Below are 21500 nucleotides of genomic sequence, written 5' to 3' on the forward strand. Positions count from 1 at the left end.
CGTGACAGCGGCGGTTGCCTCGCTCAGCGTGGCTCCAGCGTCACCAGCACCACATCGTTGCTGCGCATCGGCACGCTGACCTCGGCCACGCCATCGGCGCCCACCCGCACGCGCCTGTCCTGCTCTGGCGTATCGCGCGTGGCCTGCTGCAGCTGCGCCAGCTGCTTGGGCGCCAATGCCTTGGGCATGCCCATATCGATGTACAGCGACAGCGGGTCGTTGCGCCGGTAGCCGGTCTTGCGCACCTGCAGGCGGTATTCGCCGGCCGGCACCTGGCTCATGCGCAGCCGCAGTGTTGCGCTGTCGGTGGCTGCCACCAGCCTGGTATAGAACGGCGTATTGCTCACCGTCTGTGCCGGCTGTTGCCAATCCCACACGAGCGCGGCGATGCGCTTTCCATCCACCGCGGCCAGCGCATGCGCATCGGACAGCGGAATGGCGCGGCCCTGCAGCGCATTCAAGTACTTGTAGGCAAACCAGGCCGGCTTGCGGATGCCTTCGCGATTCATCAGCCCGAACCCACCATGGAACGGCGTGGGTGGCGGGCCCGGTTCCTCGAACAGATCGGTGTAGGTCCAGTAGCTCATGCCCTGCACCAGGCCCTGTACCTGCTTGAGTTTGGTCAGGATGTAGGGCGCGCTGATGTAGCTGTCGTGGACGTAATCGCGTGGCGTGTAACTGGCGCTCCACTCGGTGAAGTACAGCGGCAGCTGTGGATACGGCGAGGCCTGGATCTGCGCATGCACGCGGCGGACATCGCCGACGATGGCCTCCGGCGATGCGGACAGCTTGACGTCCTGCTTGCCGTCCTCATCGAGAAAGCCGCCGTCCACGCCATAGGTATGGGTGGTGACGAAATCGATCGGCAGCTTGTTCTTCGCCACGAAGGCCAGCAGCTCCGGCACCCAGTCCGCACCGGCGGTGGACGGGCCGCCAACGCGCAGCTGCGGATCGATCGCCTTGATGGTGCGCGCGGTGTTCGCGTAAAGATCGAAATACGCCTGCTGGTCGGCGTTCTCCCAGAAACCGGCAAGGTTGGGCTCGTTCCACACCTCGAAATACCACTGCCGCACTTCCTCCGCGCCGTAGCGCGCGCGGATGTGCTGGATGAAGGCAGTGATCAGCTGCGTCCACTTGGCCGGATCCGGATGCGAGGTGTTGCCCTTCCAGTAGAAGATCGTCTGCTCGGAGGTCTTCATCGCGTTCGGGGTGAAGCCCAGCTCGACGAACGGGCGGATGTGCTTGGCCAGCAGCGCATCGTAGAGCTGGTCCAGCTTGGTCCAGTCGTACACCAGTTTGCCGTCGACCTCCTTGACGGTGCCGAGCGCATCGTGGAAGACGTCGTGGAAGCGGATGTAGCGAAAGCCCAGCTCCTGCACCGCGGGCACCAGATGCGCCTGGGTATCGGGGCGGATCAACGTGCCCGGGAAATCCGAGCCGACCGACAGATCATAGAAACGATCCACCGGCTTATCGGCACTGGAGAGATCCACATCGATCGTGCGCGGTGACGCTTCACGTGCCAGGGCCGGCAATGCCATGCCGCAGGCCAGTGTCATCGCAAGCAGGGTATTCAACCGCATCGTCTCTCCTGATAGTGGGTGCAGCGCCAGGGCGGACTGCATGCGCCTGTAGCGCACACAAGCGCCGTGTGGCTGCCGTTGCGAGGTGGTCAAGAGTAGCGGAATCGGTGCAGGTGCCGTCGCGCGCCGATGCGCGCTTGCGCACGGCAATCGACACGGTAGCGCCCGTTGATGGGTGCATCGCCGGCCTGGAAGGCAGGGCGAATGCGGCACCGTCGATGGGGCACTGCCATGCAGCGCGTGCGCCGCGTCGGGCGTTGCGCGCTTGCTGCGTGGATTGGCCACGCAGTGCGGCGGCGTTGCAGGATGCCGGCGTTACGTCCGACGGATGCAATACGCTGGAACGAATGTAAAGGATGCTTGACATGGGGCGCAGCGGCGCGCACTCTGCCTGTCAAGGGTGCTTGACAGGGAGTGTAGGGTGAACAACGACCGGAACCGATCGTCCGCACGCGCGCACTGGCGCAGCGCTGCGACGCGGCGGCTATGCATGGCCGCGGCCTTGCAACAGCCGATCTCGCAACGCAGGGCGGCCAGTGCGTCGGGAGATGCATGGTGAACGCAAAAACGGTGGCGGTTCGTGCGCTGCAGGTCGTCGGCGTCGCGCTGATACTGCTCGGTGGTGTGCGGCGTTGGCTGCCGTGGCAGATGAGCGACTACACCCAGGGTCTGCTGATCGGCTGCGGCATCGGCGGTTTGCTGGTGGCCCTGATGCTGTACGTGGGGCGCGGCAGTCTGCGCGACAGCGCACCGCCTGCGCTGGTACGCCGCTACCGCAAGGAGTTTGCGCCACCGATGCTGGGCTATGTCGCGGTGATGCTGTGCTGGAGGCACTTGCTGGCCAGCGTGCAGACCAACGCGATGCGTGTGCTGATTGCACTGCTGCCCGCGCTGCTGTTGATGCTGGCGATCCGCGCGGTGGCGCGTTTCGTGCGCGATTCGGATGAAATGCAACGCCGCATCGAATTGGAGTCCATTGCCATTGCGGCCGGCCTGGTCTGCATGACCTATATGACGGCCGGTTTCCTGCAATCGGCGCACTTGATCGCGGTGCCGGCAGCGGCCGCGATGATCTGGGTGTTTCCGGCGCTGTGCATGACCTATGGGTTCACCAAGGCCATCAACGCGCGCCGCTATCAATGAACAGCCGCGTGCGTGCGTTGCGCGAGGCCAATGGCTGGTCGCAAGGCGAACTGGCCGAACAGCTGGGCGTCTCGCGGCAGACCATCAATGCGCTGGAAACCGGCAAGTACGATCCCAGCCTGCCATTGGCGTTCCGCATCGCGCGCCTGTTTGGCGAGCCGATCGAGCAGGTGTTTCTGTATGAAGAAGAGCAGTAGCTGCGGCGGTCACACGCGGCCGGCAGCACCGTCACCGAACAGGCACTAGGAGAGCTGGAATGGGAAAACGACTCACGCTGGCTGCGGCAGTGCTGGCCGTGTTGCTGGCCGCCGGATGCCAGCGCGCGCAGGCGCCGGCGGGCGGCAACACCGATGCATCCGCACCCGGCAGCAGGCAACCGCGCAGCGCAGCCACGCAGGCTGCCACCATCGCTGGCACCCAGTACGGCCAGCTGCAGTTCGTACCCTGCACGCTCAGCTCCGGCAGCGCTGCGGGAAACATCGAGGCGCAATGCGCGCAACTGCAGGTCGCGGAAAATCCCGCTGCACCGAAGGGGCGGCAGATCGCGCTGAAGATCGCCTGGCTGGAAAGCGATGCCGGTGGCGGCACGACACAGGACCCGGTGTTCTTCATCGCCGGTGGGCCGGGGCAATCGGCCACCGAGGTATCGGCCATCGCTGCGGCCGCGTTGCGTGAAGTGCGCAAGACGCGCGACATCTTCCTGGTCGATCAACGCGGCACTGGCGGTTCGCATCCATTGCGCTGCGACCATCCCGATGGCACGCCGCTGCAGGCGGAGATCTCCTCCGACCCGGAGGCGATGCTGGCCTACGTGCGCCGGTGCGCGCTGTCGCTGAGCGCGTATGCCGATCCACGCTACTACACCACCGCCGAGGCGATCGGCGATCTGGATGCGATCAGGGCGGCCCTGGGCGTGCCGCAGATCGATCTGGTCGGGGTGTCCTACGGCACGCGCGTTGCGCAGCACTACGCCAGGCGCTATCCCGCGCATACGCGGGCGATCGTGCTCGATGGCGTGGCCCCCAGCGACCTGGTCATCAGTGGCGAGTTCGCACGGACCTTCGAAGATGCGCTCACGCTGCAGGCCGAGCAATGCCGCTCCAATCCGGCATGCCACGCGCGCTTTCCCACCGATGTGCGCGCGCAGCTGCGTAGCATCATGGAGCGGCTGCGCAAGGAGTCGCCGGAGGTGGACTACCGCGATCTGCGGACCAATGCGGTCAAGCGCGATCGGGTGACGGCCGATGCGGTGATCGGCTTGGCGTTCATGTTCTCCTATGCGCCACAGAGCGCGGCGTTGCTGCCGCTGGTGCTGGACGAAGCGGCCGCCGGGCGCTATGCGCCGTTGATGGCGCTGTCGCACATGGACATGCAGATCAACCAGCCGATGCAATGGTCGGTGGTGTGCGCCGAGGACGCGGATCGCTATCGGCCGAGCCCGGCGCACCAGGCGCTGTTGCTGGGCGAGGAAGTGCCGCGCAGCGTGTTTGCCGCCTGCCCGGTGTGGCCCACCGGCAAGCGCGCCGTCGACTTCACCGCGCCGCTGCGCTCGCAGGTGCCGGCGCTGCTGCTGTCCGGTCAACTGGATCCGGTGACGCCGCCACGCTATGCCGAGGCGGTGCTCAAGGGCCTGCCGAACGGTCGGCATCTGGTAGCGCCCGGCCAGGGCCACAGCGTCATGGCCCTGGGCTGCATGCCCAAGCTGATGGCCCAGTTTCTGGAAAGCACCGACGCGCGCGCGCTGGACACGCGCTGCGTGGCCGATCTTTCCGCCGTCCCCGCCTTCACCTCGTTCAACGGATGGGAACCATGAGCCGCATCGAGCACGCCACGGAGGCGCACGCATGATCGTCGTCGAGAATCTGCACAAGTCGTTCAAGACCAAGACCGGCGTGGTGAAGGCGGTCGACGGGGTCGGTTTCAGCGCAGCCGATGGCCAGATCACCGGCCTGCTCGGGCCCAACGGTGCCGGCAAGACCACCACCTTGCGCATGCTGTACACGCTGATGTCGCCCGACCAGGGGCGTGTCACCGTCGATGGCGTGGATGCCGCGCTCGACCCGGTGACGGTACGCCGCGCGCTGGGCGTGCTGCCGGATGCGCGCGGCGTGTACAAGCGCCTGACCGCACGCGAGAACATCGCCTACTTCGGCGAGCTGCACGGCATGACGCGTGCGCAGATCGCGCAGCGCACGCAACTGCTGGCCGGCGCGCTGGACATGGGCGACATCCTCGACCGCCAGACCGAAGGCTTCAGCCAGGGCCAGCGCACCAAGACCGCGATTGCGCGGGCGCTGGTGCACGACCCGCGCAACGTGATTCTGGACGAGCCCACCAATGGCCTGGACGTGATGACCACGCGCGCCATGCGTGGATTCCTGCAGCAACTGCGTGCCGAAGGGCGCTGCGTGATCTTCTCCAGCCACATCATGCAGGAGGTGGCGGCGCTGTGCGATCGCATCGTCATCGTCGCCAAGGGCACGGTGGTGGCCTCCGGCAGCGCCGACGAACTGCGTGCGGCCACCGGGGAAGACAATCTCGAAGACGCCTTCGTCAAGGCGATCGGATCGGAAGAGGGACTGCACGCATGAGCAAGACATCCCCGATGGCCACCTTGTGGACGGTACTGCGCAAGGAACTGCGCGATATCTCGCGCGACCGCCGCACGCTGGCGCTGGCCCTGCTGCTGTCACCGTTGTTGTATCCGATCCTGATCCTCGGCATGGGCGCGTTGAGCGAAAGCCGCGTGCGTACCCAGATCGACAAGCCGTTGGACATTCCCACGCTCGGTCGCGAGCACGCTCCCAATCTGGTGCGTTTCCTGGCCGCGCAGGGGCTCAACGCCGTCGCGCCGCCGGCCGACATGACCGCGGCCATTCGCAACCAGGACGTGGATGTGGCGCTGCGCATCAGCGACAGCTATGCGCAGGACTGGCGCGAAGGGCGTCCGGCGCTGGTGGAGGTCATCAAGGACAGCACCCGCCGCGAGGCCGACGTGCCGAGCATGCGCCTGCAGGCGGCCTTGAGTGCCTACAGCCAGCAGGTGGGTGCACTGCGCCTGTTGGCGCGTGGCATCGACGCGCAGGTGGGCCGGCCGCTGGAGGTGGCGGCGCAGGACCTGGCCACCGCCGATGCCAAGCGCGGCCAGGTCATGGCGATGCTGTTGCCGGTGCTGCTGGTGATCACCTCGTTCCTGGGCGGCGCCTCGCTGATCCTGGATGCGACCGCGGGCGAGCGCGAACGCCAGTCGTTGGAGCCGTTGCTGGCCACGCCTGCGCCACGCGGCGCGATCGTCAGCGGCAAGATCGCCGCCGCCTGCGTGATCGGCATGGTGTCGCTGCTGCTCACCTTGCTGGCATTCAAGCTCAGCGCGCAGTTATCCAGCTCCAATCTGGGGCGCCAGCTCAACGTCGGCTTCATGCCGATGCTGCAGATGCTGTTCATCCTGGTGCCGATGCTGTTCGTGGGGACCTCGTTGCTGACCTATCTGGCCGCGGCGGCCAAGAGCATGAAAGAGGCGCAGGCGCACATGACCTGGCTGCTGCTGCTGCCGATGCTGCCGGGCTATGCATTGATGGCGTATCCGCTGAAGACCCAGCTATGGCAGTTCGCGGTGCCGTTCCTGGCGCAGAACCAGATGCTGCTCAAGGTGATCCGCCACGAGACCATCGATGCGCAGACCTGGGCGGTGTATCTGCTGGCCGGCTTCGGCGTGGCCGCGCTGCTGTGGTACGCGGCGGTGCGCCGGTATCACCAGGAGCGCCTGGCGATTTCCGGGTGATGTGTCCTTCTCCCGCCGGGAGAAGGTGGCGCGCAGCGCCGAACGAGGGTACGGATGGCCAATACGAATGCACGGCGACGCATGGTGATGTTGAATGATTGAACGTCCTTATTGTCTGCTTAGGGCGTGACGTCCACTTGGTCGCCGTACCCTCACCCCAACCCCTCTCCCGCAGGAGAGGGGCTTTACTCCTTCTCCCCTCGGGAGAAGGTGCCCGAAGGGCGGATGAGGGTACGGATGGCCAATACGAATGCACGGTGACGCATGGTGATGTTGAATGATTGAACGTCCTTGTTGTCTGCTTAGTGCGTGACGTCCGCTCGGTCGCCGTACCCTCACCCCAACCCCTCTCCCGCAGGAGAGGGGCTTTACTCCTTCTCCCCTCGGGAGAAGGTGCCCGAAGGGCGGATGAGGGTACGGATGGCCAGCCACCAAAAAGCCCGCATCGCTGCGGGCTTTTTGGTGGGCGCCTGGTATTTGCCAGAAGTGCAGTGCATCAATCGTCAGCAACCATCGAAAACGACCAACTCAGCCGCGTGCAGAGCCGCGCAATCGCCCAGCCACCCACTCAGCCACCTGGATTGAACGACAACGTGCGGCGAGTGGTCACCGGTGCGGCCACCGGTTCGAAGCGCCAGCGCTTCACGGCGTTGAGCGCCTCGCGGTCGAACACGCGCGGCGGATTGGCCCGCAACACGCGCGAGGCGGTGATCGAGCCGTCGGTGCCGACGGTGATCTCCACCAGCACTTCGCCGGAGGTACCGGCGCGCAGCGCTTCAGGCGGGTAACGCGGTGCGGGGGTGCTGATCGGGCGCAGCGATTGCGCCGCCGGTGCAGCGGCGGCGGGCGCCGGCGTCGGGCGAGGCGCAGCGGCGGTCGGCGCGGCCGGTTCGGCCTGGCGCCTGGCCGCAGCCTGGCGCTCGGCTTCGGCCGCCTGCTGGCGGGCGGCTTCCTGCTGGGCGGCGATCTGCTGGGCAGCGGCGGCCTCGCGGGTCTGCTGTTCGGCCAGGCGCTTCTGCTCGGCGGCCTGCTTGGCCTTGTCCTCGACCAGCTTCTTGGCCTGCTCGGCATCCTGCTCGGAACGGCTGGCAGCGGTCTTCATGGCGGTGTCCAGGCCGCTCTTCAGGCGCGGCAGTGCCGGCGCCTTCGGGTCGACCTTTTCGATCAGCGCGATCAGCCGCTGCGCCTCGGGGAATTCTTCACGGCTGATGCCCTGTTCGGCGGCGATCAGGGTGTACGGCAGCAGGTCGGTCAGCGCGCTGTTGACGGTGGCGTCCTGCGGCTGCTTCTCGCGCAGCGCCAGGTAGTACTCCACCGCGTTGTCGCCGGCCGGGGCGTACATGCGGTTGTCCTGCAGTGCCTTGGTGGCCGATTCGCGCAACTGGTCGGTGGCCATCGACTGCACCTGCGGCGACACCGCGGTGGCCGGCGTCGGCGCCTGTGCGGCTGGCGTGGTGCCGGCAGCTGGCGTGGTGGTGGCGGCCTTGTCTTCCTGCTTGGAGCAGGCGGCCAGGCCAACCAGCAAAATGACCGGCGCGATCCGGCGTGCCATACGGCCCTGTGTCAGATCCAACATGCGTCCCCCTTACCCCGAGTGCGAAAGATAGCGTTGCGGCGAGCGCCGGCCATTGTTCCCGCAATGGACGGCAATGCCGCAATCTAGCATTGCTGGGGCAGTGTAAGCCAAGGGTTGCGCATGCCGGATGCGAAATTCATCGTGCCGGGCTCGCCAGTGCGGCGTCGGCCGGCACCCGGGCGGGCGGGGCGGGCAGCGGGGCGGCCGGGCAATGGTGGCACAGAAAGTCCGCATGCGGCGGCAACCTGGCCACGGTGGCGTCCACGCGCTGGCGGATGCCCTCCAGGAAGTGGCTCAGCTCCGCGTCGCCCATCAGGTCGGCCACCGGATGGTGCTGGCGCGGCGTGATGCCCTGGCCCAGCATCACCTGCACCCAGGAATTCTCTGCGAACAGCTCGTTGGCGCGATGGAACACCCGCCCGCTTTCGCGGAACAACGCGATCCGGTGGCGCAGCGAGTCGGGGATGTCCATGGCCGCGCAGTCGCGCCAGAACGGCGTGTCGCGGCGATCGGTGGCGTGGTAGTGCAGGATCACGAAATCGCGGATGTGGGCGATTTCGTCGGCGGCCTGGCGGTTGTATTCGGCGATGTCCACCGGGTGGATGACCTGCGGGAAGGTCTGCAGCAGGCGCACGATGCCGCGCTGGATCAGGTGGATGTTGGTGGATTCGATCGGCTCCAGGAAGCCGCTGGCCAGCCCCAGCGCCACGCAGTTCTTCTCCCACACGCGGTGGCGCTGGTTGGGGGTGAAGCGCAGCGCACGCGGCTCGGTCAGCGCGTGCCCCTGCAGGTTGCGCTCCAGTACCGCGCGGGCGCTGTCCTGGTCGGTGTAGCGGCTGGAATAGACGATGCCGTTGCCCACCCGGTGCTGCAGCGGAATGCGCCACATCCAGCCGGCCTGGTCGGCGCGCGCGCGGGTGTAGGTCACCGGCGGGCCCACCGACTCGGTCTGCACCGCCAGCGCGCTGTCGGCGAACAGCCACTGCGACCAGTCCTCGCTGCCCACGCCCAGCGTCTTGCCGATCAGCAAGCCGGCAAAGCCGGTGCAGTCGACGAACAGATCGCCGTCCACGCGGGTGCCGTCCTGCAACGTCAGCGCGGTGAGGAAGCCGCTCTCCGGGTCGGTCTCGACCTGGCCGATGCGCCCCTCGATGCGGCGCACGCCGAAGCCTTCGCTGAAGCGGCGCAGGAAGCGCGCGTACAGGCCGGCATCCAGGTGGTAGGCGTAGTTCATGCCGCCGCTGGGCAGGTGCGCAAAGCGCCCCTGCTGGGCGGCGCGCAGTTCCAGGCAGTAGTCGCCGAAGTCGCGCGCCACCCCGCGCTGCTGGCCCTTCAGCCAGAAGTGGTGGAAGCCTGCGCTCCAGTGATCGGTGCCGGTATGGCCGAAGGAGTGGATGTAGTGCCTGTCCACATCGCGCCAGTGCTCGAAGGCGATGCCGAGCTTGAAGGTGGCCTGGGTGGCGGCCATGAAGGCAGCCTCGTCGATCTCCAGCAGGCGGTGGAAGGTGACCAGGCTGGGGATGGTGGCTTCGCCCACGCCCACGGTGCCGATCTCGTCCGATTCCACCAGGGTGATCTGCAGGTGACGCCCCAGCAGCTTGGACAGGGCGGCGGCGGCCATCCAGCCGGCGGTGCCGCCACCGGCGATGACCACGCGCCGCACCGGGCGCTGGCGTGGGTCGGAAGCGGGGCTCGGGTCCATCGGCAGTCCTCAGCGATTCAAGCGTTGCAGCAGCCGCGCGCGCAGGGTGCGGGCACGGGTGTCGTCCATCGGCGCCAGCACCCCGCGTGCGGCCTCGGGCACGTGTGCGGCGGTGTGCGCATCCGGCTCGAACACGTAGTGGCGGAACACTTCCTGCCAGGTGGCGCGCTGCTCGGGCGGCAGGTCGCGTACGGTGAGCAGCGCCAGCATCAGCGCGTTCATCGGCGAATCCATGTAGGCCGGGCTCTGCCGCCACCAGAAATTCACCAGCACGTTGAAGCCGTCCAGCGCCTGGACGTGATGCCACCACATGCTGGGAATGAACAGCGCATCGCCCGGCTCCAGTTCGGCCACCACCGCGTGCTCCAGCGCCTGCGCGTAGCGCGGAAAGCGCTGCAGATCCGGCGCGGTGATGTCCACCAGGCTGATCGGCTGCCCGGCCGGGGTCAGGTCCAGCGGGCCGATGTAGAGATTGGCCAGCTGGTCCGGCGGAAACAGGGTGAAGCGGCGGCGCCCGGCCACCACGCAGGCCAGGTTGTCCGGCAGGTCCTGGTGGGCGGCGATGCGGGTGCGGTTGCCGATCCAGATGCTGCCCAGCGGCGCGGCCTGCGGCAGCGCGATCGGGTTGGCCTCGCGCAGGCCGGGCAGGTAGGTGTCCAGCGTGGTGGAGCCGACATAGATTGCCGGCGGCCGGGCGCTGTCCAGGTCGCGCAGCAGCGTGTCCATCACCACGCCCAGCGGCACGCGCTCGGGGCGGAAATTGAAGCCGCTCAGCTCCGCGTTGTAGAAGAAGCGCCCGCCGATCTCCGGCGGCCCGACCTGCGCCACCACCGCCTCGCCACGGTCGAAGCCGCGCAGGTAGGCGGCGGCGGCCTGCGCGGACTGCGCGCCGGCACGGGCCAGCGGCCAGTCGCGCACCAACCCGCGCAGCACCAGCGGCGTGGTCGAGCGCAGCAGCGCCGGATCCAGCTGCTGCGGATCCAGGCCATGGCGTTCGTCGATGGCGCGCGGCTCAGCCGGCATGGCGGCGGTTGAGGCGTTCGAGCAGATGACGGAATTGCGCGACCGAGGCCACCGCCATGTACAGCGGTTCCAGGTCGCCGTGGCGGTGCAGGTCCAGCAACGCGGTCTTGCCAAGCCCGCGCAGGCGCTCTTCGTGCACGGTGTGCAGGCCGGCCAGGCGGCAGTCCAGGCCATTGTCCAGGGTGGCTTCGAACACGAACGGTTCCAGCAGTTCGTAACGCAGCAGGCGTTCGACGAAGGCATCGCTGGCCGCCATCCCATCGTGCAGCGTGCGCAGCAATTGGCTGATGTGATACAGGAAATCGGTGGTGCCGCCGTGTTCGCGGAACAGCAGTTCGCCGTCCTGGGTGCTCACGCGCGGGCTGTCCAGATCCACGTGCACCATCGGCCCTTCCGGTTGCTGGCCGATCAGGAACGGTTGGCGCTGGATCGCCAGCGGAATGTACGGCGCATCCCAGCGCGCGCCGTCCAGGAACAGGTTTTCGCCAAGACGCAGGCCCAGCAAGGCCAGCGGCTGAAACCGCCCGCTGTCGCTGCGGTGGAACACGATCGGGTACTGCCCCTGCAGCTGGCGAAATTCCTGCGGAAAGGTCGCCGCCGACATCACGTCGTCGCCATAGGCGGCGCCACGGGCGGTGATCACGCGCAGATCGCGGTGATCGAGATTGTTCAACAGCACGGCATTGGTCATGGGGGTCGCTATATCACGCGGGGGCGCGTGGCCCATGCTTGGACATTTGCCCATCGCGCGGCAAGTGCCAAAGATGCCGCATCCGGCACTGCGCGAAGGGTTGCAGCAGCGTCCCGGCAGCGGTGCCGCCGGGACGCCTGGTACAGGCCTCAGATCACCAGAACTTGTAGCGCAGGCCCAGCATGTAGCGCGGGCCGGTCTGGGTGGCATATACGATCTGGTTCGGATGCCGGCCGTGCTGGCGCTGCACTTCGTCGGTGAGGTTGATCGCCTCCAGGCTCAGCGACAGGTTCTCGTTCCACTGGTAGCCGATGCTCAGGTCCAGCTGGCCATAGGCCTCGGTATAGACCGGGTTGGGCTGGCCGCTGCCGTCGAAGCGCGCGGCCAGGAACTCGTCGCGCCAGTTGTAGGCCGCACGCACCTGCCACTTGTCCTTGTCGTAGAAGCCGACCACGTTGGCCGAATCGCTCAGGCCTTCCAACGCGAACTGCTCGCCGATTACCGCGTTGTTGTAGGTCAGACCGGAGTCGACCATGGTGTAGTTGGCCGACACGCCGAAGCCGCTGGCGCCGAACATGTGCTGCAGGTTGAATTCCCAGCCGTCCAGCGAGGCCGAGCGCTGGTTGGCCGGCGCGGTGATGGCGAAGTTGGCCACCGGGTCGCCGGGCTGCCCGCTGATCACGCCGGTGGCATTGCCGTTGGCATCGTCCGCGCCCCGCACCACACCCGGCGCGCCGCTGCGGTTACGGAAGATGTAGTTGCGGATACAGGTCAGGTCGGCCGAGGCGCAGCCATTGGCCAGTGCTTGGTTCCAGTACGCACCGCCGATCGGGGTGTTCAGGCCCAGCGAGGTATCGTTGCGCGTGGTCACGCCGATGTAGTTGTCGATGTTCTTGCGAAAGAAGCCCACCGAGGCGTAGCTGGCATCGCTGTAGTACCACTCCAGCGACAGGTCGATGTTGTGCGAGAGCAGCGGCTTCAGGCCGGGGTTGCCCTCCTGGCCGGTGCCGCCTTCCAGACGCGCGATCTGGTTGAGCGTCTGCCCGCCCTGGATGTCGCCCCAGCCCGGACGGCCGATGGTTTCGCCGTAGCTGCCGCGCAGTACCAGGTCCTCGGTGAGCTTGAAGCTCAGGTCCAGGCTGGGCAGCCAGTATTCGTACTTGCCGCTGGCGCCGGAAAACGCCGAGTCGGCCAGGCGGATCGGCAGCTCGTTGTTGGCGACCCAGTCGATGCCCACCGCCACCGGCACCAGCGCCTGCGCGTCCACCTTGGTTTCCTCGTAACGCACGCCCGCGGCCAGGCTGATCGGCACGCGCAGGTCGTCCCAGCTGTTGTTCCACTGCAGGTAAGCGTTCTTGGATTTTTCGGTGACGCGGCGGTCGGTGGTGAACTCCGGCGAGATGCGGTACAGCGCGTCGTCGCCGGCAGCCTGCGCGGCGGCCTGGCGTGCACGCTCGAAATCGAACAGGAACAGCTGGTTGAACTGCGCCGGATTGCCGCTGCCATCGATCGCATCGAAGTACTGCGCGAACGAGCTGGGAATCCACAGGTCGTCCGGATAATCGGCCGCGGTGCCGTTGCCGCCCCAGGTATCGCGCTGCACGTTGGAGAATGCCGAGCGGTTCTTGACCTCGGTGCTGCCGATACCGAACTTCAACTGCGAATAGTTCTCGAAGGTGAAGTCGCCGTTGACCTGCGCCTGGTCGATCTCCGACTTCATGTAGCTGTTGCGGAAGGCCGAGCCGGTGACCAGCGTGCGCGAGGGGTCCAGCGCAGTCAGGCCAAAGCCCAGCTGCTGCTGCAGCACCGGGAAATCCTTGCTGAAATCCACCACCGAGGTGCCGCGGTAGAAGCCGGACACGCCCAGCGAGTTGCTCGAGCCGTACGGGCTGTCTGCGCCGGCTTCGGCGGTGGAGCGGTGGATGTCGAAATTGAGCTTGAACTGATCGTTCACCGCCCAATCCACGTTGAAGCCCAGCGACTTGTTCTGGTTGCGCGTGGCCGCCTTGGAGCCGGCGGTGGCCAGGTCGCTGGTGGCCGGATCGACGATTTCCGAATAGGTGATCGGGCCGGCGACCGGCCCATTGGTCCAGGCGCTGGCCGACGGGCCATAGTTGAACCACACCGACATCTCGTTGCGCTGCTGCTGGATCTTGTTTTCCGAGTAGGTGTAATCCAGCGTGGTGGTGATGTTGTCCAGCGGCTTGTACTGCAGCACCAGCTGCCCGTTGGTGCGCTGGCGTTCGACGCCGACCACGCGGTAGTTGAGGTTCTGCGGCACCGAGTAGATATCGTTCGGGCCGGGGCGGTTGACGATGTTTTCCGAGCCCGGCGCGCCCGGCTGCGGGATGGTGCCGTAGGCGGTGGAATCGCCGCGGAACGAACGCCAGCCATTGGGCACGCCGACCTGGCTATAGCCGAAGTCGCGTTCCTGGTAGCTGCCGCTCAGCGACACGCCAAAGCGTCCATCGTCCGAGGTGGTGCTGAAGATGCCGGAGATTTCCGGCGTCAGCGAATCGCCCTGCAGGCGGCCGGGCAGGTTCTCGTTGGAGGCATCGTGCACGCCCTTGAGGCCGACATTGGCATGCATGCCCGGGTTGTCCAGCGGGCGGGCCGTCTTGATATTGATGGTGGCACCGATGCCGCCGGTGGGTGTGCTGGAACGGCTGGTCTTGAACACCTCGATGCCGGAGATCGACTCCGACGCCAGGTTGGCGAAGTCGAACGCGCGCGAGTTGGAGGCGTTGGATTCCTCGATGCTGGCGCCGGGCATCTGGCGGCCGTTCAACAGCACCAGGTTGAAGTCGGGGCCGACGCCGCGCACGGTCACGCGCGAGCCTTCGCCCAGCGAACGGTCGATCGACACGCCGCTGATGCGCTGCAGGGACTCGGCCAGGTTGGTATCGGGGAACTTGCCGATATCTTCGGCCACGATGCCGTCGACGATACCCTGCGCGTCGCGCTTGACGTTCATCGACGAGGTGAGGCTGCCACGGATACCGCTGACCTGGACGGTGTCGAGGGTGGCAGGGTCGGCCTGGCTGGAGCCGGGGACGGTAGAGGCCGACTGCTGCGCCGGCGCGGTCTGCGCGGCCAGCGGAGTCGACAGGGCGAACAACAAGGCAGACGTCAAGCGCCGCGTGCGCGGCAGGGTGCGTAGCTCTCTCACGATGATTCCATCCCCAAGCAAAGAAGCCGGCCCCGAGCGGGACAGGCAAAGGTCAGTGGTGCAATCGCGCATTTGTTAGCGCGGACTTAACAAAGTCAATTTGCACTGCAGCATCGGTCGCGAGCCAATCGCGTCACACATCGTTCCAGCACAGGCGTCGTGCAGCACACGCGCGGGCAATCGCTTGCCCGTACCATCGGGCGTCGATGGCATGGCAGGGAGTCGGGATTGGTCATTCGGGATTGGCAGGCTTGTCGCGCTCGTGCGCATGCAATCTCCACCCCATTGCCGAATCCCGTCCCGAAGGATCACCCCGACCGACAAGGCCAGGCGCAGGGTCGGCCTGGCCGCAGGCCAGCTTGCAAGCCGTTGACGCGTGGCGATGCAAGCTCATGGCGGCCGTGTCGTCCCGGCCGCGCATCACCCCCCTCACGTACCGGAGCACGCATGATCGACCTGTATTACTGGCCCACCCCCAACGGCCACAAAGTCACCCTGTTTCTGGAAGAAGCCGGGCTGGACTACACCCTCAAGCCGGTGAACATCGGCAAGGGCGAGCAGTTCGAGCCGGCGTTTTTGCAGATTTCGCCCAACAACAAGATGCCGGCCATCGTCGACCATGCGCCGGCCGACGGCGGCGCGCCGCAGAGCGTGTTCGAGTCCGGCGCGATCCTGCTGTATCTGGCCGAGAAGACCGGCCGCTTCCTGCCACGCGATGCGCGCGGCCGCATCGCCGCACTGGAATGGCTGTTCTGGCAAATGGGCGGGCTGGGCCCGATGACCGGCCAGATGGGCCACTTCAACGTCTACGCGCCCGAAAAGATTCCTTACGCAATCGACCGCTACAACGCCGAGGTCCGCCGCCTGCATGGCGTGCTCGACAAGCGCCTGGCCGAGCACGCCTTCCTGGCCGGAGACGATTACGGCATCGCCGACATGGCGAGCTACCCCTGGCTCGAGGTGTACGGCGACCTGCGCCCCGATTACGCCGCCTTCCCGCACCTCAAGCGCTGGCACAACGCCATCGCCGCACGCCCGGCCACCCAACGCGCATACGCGCTCAAAGAGAGGGTCAACCCCAACGCAGGCAAGCCGCTCAGCGACGAAGAGCGCAAGCACCTGTTCGGCAAGCGCTAAGGCAGCGTCGTAGGAGCGGTTGCGCAACCGTACACACGGGCAAAGCGGCTGCTGTTGCGACTGCACCGCAAGCAGCAAGAGCAAGCCGCAATAGCATCACCACTCGCAGTGTTGGCAGTAGTAGCGGCTAACGAGCGCAGTAACCGCACGCGACACACTCGCGGCGGCTCAAGCCCCTCTCCCTCCGGGAGAGGGGTTGGGGTGAGGGTACGCACATAGCGCCAGACCTGCCGCGCCCTGCAATCTGCTACACATGAAATGCGCATGTAGCATCCGCAGCGCGCCCACTGCAACCAGCTCGCGCGCACTTCTATCGGCCCAAACCAGAGCGACCACCGCCTCGGTGCGCCCCTGCATCACACGCACACAACCACGCGTACAGCTCTGATCGCGCACAGGCATCATCGCCACGCTTCTCAAACACGCCACGCGCCCGCATCCTGTGCGCTGTCTTCCGACAGGATCTTCGATGCGCGCCCTGTTCGCCGCCCTTGCCCTCATGCTCAGCACCGTTCCCATGGTCCACGCCGAAAAACTCACCCTGGAGGCCATCACCGGCCCGTTGCCGCTGTCCGGCCCGACGTTGATGAAGCCCAAGGTGGCCCCGGACGGCTCGCGCGTGAGCTTCCTGCGCGGCAAGGACAGCGACCGCAACCAGCTGGACCTGTGGGAATACGACATCGCCAGCGGCCAGACCCGGCTGCTGGTCGATTCCAAGGTGGTGCTGCCCGGCACCGAGACCTTGAGCGATGTCGAAAAGGCCCGGCGCGAACGCCGGCGCATCGCCGCCTACGCCGGCATCGTCGATTACCAATGGGCGCCGGATGCGCACGCACTGCTGTTTCCGCTCGGCGGCGAGCTGTATCTGTACGACCTGCGCAAGACCGGCGCGGCGGCCGTGCGCCAGCTCACCCATGGCGAAGGTTTCGCCACCGACGCCAAGCTCTCGCCCAAGGGTGGCTTCGTCAGCTTCGTGCGCGAGCTCAACCTGTGGGTGATCGACCTGGCCAGCGGCAGGCAGCTGCAGCTCACCGGCGACGGCAGCGACACCATCGGCAATGGCGTGGCCGAATTCGTTGCCGATGAGGAAATGGATCGCCACACCGGCTACTGGTGGGCGCCGGACGATTCGGCGATCGCCTTCGCGCGCATCGACGAATCCCGCGTACCGGTGCAAAAGCGCCCGGAGGTGTATGCCGACCACACCGAGGTGGTGGAGCAACGCTATCCGCAGGCCGGCCAGCCGAACGTGGCCGTGCAATTGGGGGTGATCGCCCCGCGCGCAGGCGCGAGGCCGCACTGGATCGACCTGGGCAAGAACCCGGACATCTATCTGGCAAGGGTGGACTGGCGCGACCCACAGCGGCTGACGTTCCAGCGCCAGTCGCGCGATCAGAAAACCCTCGAGCTGATCGAAACCACGCTTGCCAGCGGCGCGCAGCGCACGCTCATCACCGAAACTTCGCCCACCTGGGTGCCGCTGACCAACGACCTGCGGTTCCTCAAGGACGGCCGCTTCATCTGGAACTCCGAGCGCAGCGGTTACGAGCACCTGTATGTGGCATCGGAAGACGGGCGCACGCTGACCCCGCTGACCTCCGGCCCCTGGGTGGTCGATGCGCTGCTCGCCGTCGATGAGCAGGCCGGGCAGGTGTATTTTTCCGCCAGCAAGCAGTCGCCGACCCAGACCCACATCTACGCCGTGCCGCTGGGCGGCGGCGCGATACAGAGGCGTTCGGCCATCCACGGCACGCATGCAGCCAGCTTCGCCAGCAATGCCAGCGTGTATGTCGACACCTGGTCCAACACCACCACCCCGCCGCAGATCGAGCTGTTTCGCGCCAATGGCGAAAAAATCGCCACTCTGTTGAAGAACGATCTGGACGACCCGCAGCATCCCTACGCCAGGTACCGCGACGCGCAGCGGCCGGTGGAGTTCGGCACGCTGACCGCCGCCGACGGCAAGACGCCGTTGCAGTACCGCCTGACCAAGCCGGAGCAGTTCGACCCGGCCAGGCGCTATCCGGTCATTGTTTATGTCTACGGCGGCCCCGCTGCACAGACCGTACTCGATGCCTGGCCCGGCCGTGGCGATGCCCTGTTCGACCAATACCTGGCCCAGCGCGGCTACGTGGTGTTCTCGCTGGATAACCGCGGCACCCCGCGGCGTGGCCGCGACTTCGGTGGTGCGCTGTACGCCAGGCAGGGCACGGTGGAAGTGGAGGACCAGCTGCAGGGCGTGGCCTGGCTCAAGCAGCAACCCTGGGTCGATGCCAAGCGCATCGGCGTGCAGGGCTGGTCCAATGGCGGCTACATGACGCTGATGCTGCTGGCAAAACACAGCGACGCCTATGCCTGCGGCGTGGCCGGCGCCCCGGTCACCGATTGGGGCCTGTACGACACGCACTACACCGAGCGCTACATGGACCTGCCGGCAGCCAATGCCGCCGGTTATCGCGATGCGCGTGTCGCCACCCACCTGGACGGCCTGCGCGCAAAATTGCTGTTGATCCACGGCATGGCCGACGACAATGTGCTGTTCACCAATTCCACCGCGCTGATGAGCGAGCTGCAGCAGCGCGGCACCGCATTCGAGCTGATGACCTACCCCGGTGCGAAGCACGGCTTGTCCGGCAGCACGGCGCTGCACCGTTACAAGACCGCCGAAGCGTTCCTGGCGCGCTGCCTGATGCCCTGAGCGTACGGCCCTGCGTTTACCCCTCTGAATCGAGCATCCGTCTGTCCATTCCGCCGCCGCTGCCATCCATCCAGGCCGCACCGCCGTCGCCACCGGTCCAGCGCGGCTGGTGGTCGCGCCACTGGAAGTGGGCGGTCCCGCTGCTGGCGTTGCTGCTCATCGTGATCCTGGCCGCCAGCTTGGCCGCGTTCGTCGTCGGTATCGCGCGCGCCACCAAATCGGCCGAGCCCTACCGCGTTGGCCTGTCGGCAGCGCAACAGGACGCCCGGGTCATCGCCGCGCTCGGTGCGCCGATCGAAGATGGGGTCATCCCCAGTGGCAGCGTCTCCATCAACGGCGGCAGCGGCAACGCCAACTTCAGCGTGTCGCTGCATGGGGCACGTGGCAATGGCACCCTGTACATCGAGGCCGACCGCCACGCCGGCCGGTGGCATTACACGACGCTGCAGGTGGTACCGGACGCCAGCGCTGCGATCGCGTTGCTGGCGAACCAGGAGGCCGGTACGGGCGCGGCGCGCAGCAGCGACGCGGTGCCAGGCCCAGGCCGCGAAGCGTCTGGCCGGGCCGGGCCCGGCGCCAAGCGCAACCGCTAACCGCGCCCCCCACGCAGCTATGGTGAGGCCGCAGCAGTTCGGCACGGCGATGGCTGGCTGTCCTGCAGAACAGGGCACTGCGCGGGATCGCTGCAGCGGCCGGCTGCGCATCGCAACGGTCCCCGGCGTTTGCACCGATTGCACGCCCATGGATCGACGATGACCTTCGGCAGGTTGCCGGCGCCACGCGCTCCGCGTACGGTCGCGCATCGCCCTGTTGGAATCCTCCCGATGAAGCCTCTCTTGATTGCCCTCGCCCTGGCGCTGGGCACCTGCCTGCCGCTACAGGCAAAGACCAGCACCAGCACCGCCGGCGCACCGGCCGCTCCGGCCTGGGTGCAGACCAGCAACGGCTATGCGCAGATCCTGCTCAACGCCCAGGCGCCGTTCCAGCCCGAATACGCCAGCTTCTTCGGCGTGCCCGGCTATGACGATCAGGTCGTGGACCTGGGCCCGGACAACGCCGCGCGCTATCGCGATGCCATGCGCAAGGCACGTGCCGCGTTGCAGGCCAAGCTGGCCATCGAGCGCGATGCCAATGTGCGCCAGGACCTGCAGATCATGATCGGCGCGGCCGAGCAGAACATCGAAGGCAGCGAGCTCAACGAGCGTTATCTGCTGCCGTGGAGCGACGCCCCGGAGGCGGTCTTCAGTGGTCTCAATGGTCTGCTGTCCGACCAGACCGCGCCCGAGCGCCGTGCCAAGGCGCTGGATCGCCTCAAGCGTTACGTTGGCCTGGTGCCGGGCAGCACGCCCACCACCACGCTGGCACGCCAGCGCTACGAGGAAAAGCTGGGCAATGCCGCGCTGTTGCAGCCCACCCAGCGCGAAGTGGAGCAGGCGCTGGCCAATGTGGACACCTACGTTGCCGGTATCGGCGAGCTGTTTGCCAAGTACAAGATCGCCGGCGCCGAGGAGGCGCTCAAGGCCATGTCCACCCAGCTCAAGGACTACGCCAGCTGGACCCGCACCACCGTGCTGCCGAAGGCGCGTAAGGACACCCGTCTGCCGGAACCGCTGTACGCCTACCAACTCAAGCAGGTGGGCATCGATATCGCCCCGCAGCAGCTGATCCAGCGCGCGCAACTGGAGTTCATGGAGACCCGCTCGGCCATGCGCCAGCTGGCCCCGCTGGTGGCCAAGGCCAAGGGCGTGCAAGGCGATGACTACGTGCAGGTGATCCACGCGCTCAAGGGCAACACCATCGCCGACGACCAGCTGGAAACCCACTACCGCGGCGTGATCGACCAGATCGACCCGATCATCCGCAAGCAGCGCATCGTCGATGTGCCCAACCGCCCGATGCAGATGCGCCTGGGCAGTGCGGCCGAGAGCGCTGCGCAACCGGCGCCGCACTTCCTGCCGGCACCGCTGATCGGCAATACCGGCCAGCAGGGCCAGTTCGTGCTGCCGCTGGGCAACCCGACCGCCGACGGCAGCAAAAAGGAGCAGTACGACGACTTCAACTTCGGCTCGGCCGCCTGGACGCTCAGCGCGCACGAAGGCCGCCCCGGTCACGAACTGCAATTCACCGCCATGGTCGAACGCGGCGTCTCGCTGGCGCGCAGCCTGTTCGCCTTCAACTCGGTCAACGTCGAAGGCTGGGCGCTGTATGCCGAAGCGGAAATGGTGCCGTACGAGCCGCTGGACGGCCAGCTGATCGCCCTGCAGTTCCGCCTGTTGCGCGCCGCCCGCGCCATGCTCGACCCGATGCTCAACCTGGGCCTGATCGACCGCGAACGCGCGCGCCAGGTGCTGGAAGACGACGTTGGCCTCTCGCCGGCCATGACCCGCCAGGAACTGGACCGCTACACCGTCCGCGCCCCCGGCCAGGCCGGCAGCTACTTCTACGGCTACACCCGCATCCTCGAACTGCGCATGCGCACCGAACTGGCCCTGGGCAAGAAGTTCGACCGCCTGGCCTTCAACAACTTCCTGCTCGACCAGGGCCTGCTGCCGCCGGATCAGCTGGCCAAGGCGGTGGAGACGCAATTCATTCCGGCGTACCGGAAGTAATCACGGTACTCGCTGCTCTGGATGCCAGTTCCTGGCAGACAACCGCCTGGCCAGATCGCGCGCTGAAACGCGCGATCTGGTTCCGGACTGTGGCGGCAACGTCTTAGAGCGGCTAACAAAATGTAGCGAGCGGTCATCAGGTGGGTGCGGACGGCGCGGAGGAACCGCAGTGTACGAGTGGTACATGCCGATTCCGAGCACCGACCGCGCCCGCCTGGCGGCCGCGCAGTCGTTTTGCTAGCTGCTCTTAGAGCGTGTTATGAACTTGAGGCTTTCGCGGCTATCGTAAGCGGATGAAGCCGCCACGCCCTTATCCGACCGACGTCTCCGATGAAGAATGGGCCTTCGCTGCCCCCTACTTGACGCTGATGGATCCACAGGCACCGCA

General features: G+C 66.8%; 16 protein-coding genes and 1 other RNA gene. 9 read left to right on the forward strand and 8 right to left on the reverse strand.

What is annotated here, in order from left to right:
- Positions 1 to 23: 23 nt before the first annotated feature.
- A complete protein-coding gene (locus XcodCFBP4690_RS09585) occupies positions 24 to 1583 on the reverse strand; it encodes a GH39 family glycosyl hydrolase (protein ID WP_104540724.1) in 1560 nt (519 codons plus the stop codon).
- 552 nt (positions 1584 to 2135) lie between these two features.
- Here XcodCFBP4690_RS09585 and XcodCFBP4690_RS09590 point away from each other — a divergent pair.
- From XcodCFBP4690_RS09590 to XcodCFBP4690_RS09610, 5 genes are read left to right on the forward strand one after another with little or no spacing between them, the layout of a single operon-like run.
- Positions 2136 to 2726: a hypothetical protein gene (locus tag XcodCFBP4690_RS09590; RefSeq protein ID WP_104540725.1), complete on the forward strand. Its 591-nt coding sequence runs from the start codon at positions 2136 to 2138 to the stop codon at positions 2724 to 2726.
- Positions 2723 to 2923 (forward strand): helix-turn-helix transcriptional regulator, encoded by a 201-nt coding sequence (locus XcodCFBP4690_RS09595; RefSeq protein ID WP_104540726.1) that lies wholly within the window; start codon positions 2723 to 2725, stop codon positions 2921 to 2923. The genes XcodCFBP4690_RS09590 and XcodCFBP4690_RS09595 overlap by 4 nt, the downstream gene beginning before the upstream one ends.
- Before the next feature lie 59 nt (positions 2924 to 2982).
- A complete protein-coding gene (locus XcodCFBP4690_RS09600; protein WP_104540727.1) occupies positions 2983 to 4539 on the forward strand; it encodes an alpha/beta hydrolase in 1557 nt (518 codons plus the stop codon).
- 31 nt (positions 4540 to 4570) lie between these two features.
- Entirely contained in the window at positions 4571 to 5317 is a 747-nt protein-coding gene (locus XcodCFBP4690_RS09605; RefSeq protein WP_104540728.1) for an ABC transporter ATP-binding protein, read from the forward strand.
- Positions 5314 to 6507: an ABC transporter permease gene (locus XcodCFBP4690_RS09610; RefSeq protein ID WP_104540729.1), complete on the forward strand. Its 1194-nt coding sequence runs from the start codon at positions 5314 to 5316 to the stop codon at positions 6505 to 6507. Before XcodCFBP4690_RS09605 ends, XcodCFBP4690_RS09610 begins: the two co-directional genes overlap by 4 nt.
- 568 nt (positions 6508 to 7075) lie before the next feature.
- Here the strand turns inward: XcodCFBP4690_RS09610 and XcodCFBP4690_RS09615 are convergent.
- The 5 genes from XcodCFBP4690_RS09615 to XcodCFBP4690_RS09635 all read right to left on the reverse strand — a co-directional run bounded on the left by XcodCFBP4690_RS09615 (position 7076) and on the right by XcodCFBP4690_RS09635 (position 14668).
- Positions 7076 to 8083, reverse strand: coding sequence for an energy transducer TonB (locus tag XcodCFBP4690_RS09615; RefSeq protein WP_104540730.1), 1008 nt, complete (start codon positions 8081 to 8083; stop codon positions 7076 to 7078).
- A 136-nt stretch (positions 8084 to 8219) separates the two neighbouring features.
- On the reverse strand, positions 8220 to 9785 hold the full coding sequence (locus XcodCFBP4690_RS09620) for a tryptophan halogenase family protein (protein WP_104540731.1): 1566 nt from the start codon (positions 9783 to 9785) through the stop codon (positions 8220 to 8222).
- Between the two features lie 9 nt (positions 9786 to 9794).
- On the reverse strand, positions 9795 to 10808 hold the full coding sequence (locus XcodCFBP4690_RS09625) for a cupin-like domain-containing protein (RefSeq protein ID WP_104540732.1): 1014 nt from the start codon (positions 10806 to 10808) through the stop codon (positions 9795 to 9797).
- Entirely contained in the window at positions 10798 to 11499 is a 702-nt protein-coding gene (locus XcodCFBP4690_RS09630; protein WP_167394548.1) for a SapC family protein, read from the reverse strand. Before XcodCFBP4690_RS09630 ends, XcodCFBP4690_RS09625 begins: the two co-directional genes overlap by 11 nt.
- A gap of 154 nt (positions 11500 to 11653) precedes the next feature.
- The gene (locus tag XcodCFBP4690_RS09635) at positions 11654 to 14668 is read right to left on the reverse strand and encodes a TonB-dependent receptor (protein WP_104540733.1); all 3015 of its coding nucleotides are present in this window, start codon (positions 14666 to 14668) and stop codon (positions 11654 to 11656) included.
- Between the two features lie 447 nt (positions 14669 to 15115).
- On the opposite strand from XcodCFBP4690_RS09635, the gene XcodCFBP4690_RS09640 reads away from it, so the two are divergent.
- Positions 15116 to 15805: a glutathione binding-like protein gene (locus XcodCFBP4690_RS09640; protein ID WP_104540734.1), complete on the forward strand. Its 690-nt coding sequence runs from the start codon at positions 15116 to 15118 to the stop codon at positions 15803 to 15805.
- A 469-nt stretch (positions 15806 to 16274) separates the two neighbouring features.
- Entirely contained in the window at positions 16275 to 18503 is a 2229-nt protein-coding gene (locus tag XcodCFBP4690_RS09645) for a S9 family peptidase (RefSeq protein ID WP_167394549.1), read from the forward strand.
- Positions 18504 to 18519: 16 nt separating this feature from the next.
- Here the strand turns inward: XcodCFBP4690_RS09645 and XcodCFBP4690_RS23055 are convergent, their stop codons facing one another.
- The gene (locus XcodCFBP4690_RS23055) at positions 18520 to 18663 is read right to left on the reverse strand and encodes a hypothetical protein (RefSeq protein ID WP_244183603.1); all 144 of its coding nucleotides are present in this window, start codon (positions 18661 to 18663) and stop codon (positions 18520 to 18522) included.
- On the opposite strand from XcodCFBP4690_RS23055, the gene XcodCFBP4690_RS09650 reads away from it, so the two are divergent.
- The gene (locus XcodCFBP4690_RS09650; RefSeq protein WP_244183605.1) at positions 18653 to 19096 is read left to right on the forward strand and encodes a cytochrome c oxidase assembly factor Coa1 family protein; all 444 of its coding nucleotides are present in this window, start codon (positions 18653 to 18655) and stop codon (positions 19094 to 19096) included. The two genes, XcodCFBP4690_RS23055 and XcodCFBP4690_RS09650, sit on opposite strands and share 11 nt — an antisense overlap.
- 231 nt (positions 19097 to 19327) lie before the next feature.
- Positions 19328 to 21112, forward strand: coding sequence for a DUF885 domain-containing protein (locus XcodCFBP4690_RS09655; protein ID WP_167394550.1), 1785 nt, complete (start codon positions 19328 to 19330; stop codon positions 21110 to 21112).
- Between the two features lie 110 nt (positions 21113 to 21222).
- Here XcodCFBP4690_RS09655 and XcodCFBP4690_RS09660 read toward each other — a convergent pair.
- Positions 21223 to 21298: non-coding RNA, sX9 sRNA (locus XcodCFBP4690_RS09660), on the reverse strand.
- Positions 21299 to 21500 lie beyond the last annotated feature (202 nt).

This window comes from Xanthomonas codiaei (genome assembly GCF_002939785.1).
In the GTDB taxonomy this organism is placed as follows: Bacteria; Pseudomonadota; Gammaproteobacteria; order Xanthomonadales; family Xanthomonadaceae; genus Xanthomonas; species Xanthomonas codiaei.

What these genes read in the sequence shown, in the direction of transcription:
- XcodCFBP4690_RS09590 (WP_104540725.1), top strand. Translation starts at nt 2,136, where the DNA reads ATGGTGAACGCAAAAACGGTGGCGGTTCGTGCGCTGCAGGTCGTCGGC.
- XcodCFBP4690_RS09610 (WP_104540729.1), top strand. Translation starts at nt 5,314, where the DNA reads ATGAGCAAGACATCCCCGATGGCCACCTTGTGGACGGTACTGCGCAAG.
- XcodCFBP4690_RS09655 (WP_167394550.1), top strand. Translation starts at nt 19,328, where the DNA reads ATGAAGCCTCTCTTGATTGCCCTCGCCCTGGCGCTGGGCACCTGCCTG.
- XcodCFBP4690_RS09615 (WP_104540730.1), bottom strand. Translation starts at nt 8,083, where the DNA reads ATGTTGGATCTGACACAGGGCCGTATGGCACGCCGGATCGCGCCGGTC.
- XcodCFBP4690_RS09630 (WP_167394548.1), bottom strand. Translation starts at nt 11,499, where the DNA reads ATGACCAATGCCGTGCTGTTGAACAATCTCGATCACCGCGATCTGCGC.
- XcodCFBP4690_RS09625 (WP_104540732.1), bottom strand. Translation starts at nt 10,808, where the DNA reads ATGCCGGCTGAGCCGCGCGCCATCGACGAACGCCATGGCCTGGATCCG.
- XcodCFBP4690_RS09640 (WP_104540734.1), top strand. Translation starts at nt 15,116, where the DNA reads ATGATCGACCTGTATTACTGGCCCACCCCCAACGGCCACAAAGTCACC.
- XcodCFBP4690_RS09585 (WP_104540724.1), bottom strand. Translation starts at nt 1,583, where the DNA reads ATGCGGTTGAATACCCTGCTTGCGATGACACTGGCCTGCGGCATGGCA.
- XcodCFBP4690_RS09605 (WP_104540728.1), top strand. Translation starts at nt 4,571, where the DNA reads ATGATCGTCGTCGAGAATCTGCACAAGTCGTTCAAGACCAAGACCGGC.
- XcodCFBP4690_RS09620 (WP_104540731.1), bottom strand. Translation starts at nt 9,785, where the DNA reads ATGGACCCGAGCCCCGCTTCCGACCCACGCCAGCGCCCGGTGCGGCGC.
- XcodCFBP4690_RS09600 (WP_104540727.1), top strand. Translation starts at nt 2,983, where the DNA reads ATGGGAAAACGACTCACGCTGGCTGCGGCAGTGCTGGCCGTGTTGCTG.
- XcodCFBP4690_RS09645 (WP_167394549.1), top strand. Translation starts at nt 16,275, where the DNA reads ATGCGCGCCCTGTTCGCCGCCCTTGCCCTCATGCTCAGCACCGTTCCC.
- XcodCFBP4690_RS23055 (WP_244183603.1), bottom strand. Translation starts at nt 18,663, where the DNA reads ATGAGCAGCAACGCCAGCAGCGGGACCGCCCACTTCCAGTGGCGCGAC.
- XcodCFBP4690_RS09595 (WP_104540726.1), top strand. Translation starts at nt 2,723, where the DNA reads ATGAACAGCCGCGTGCGTGCGTTGCGCGAGGCCAATGGCTGGTCGCAA.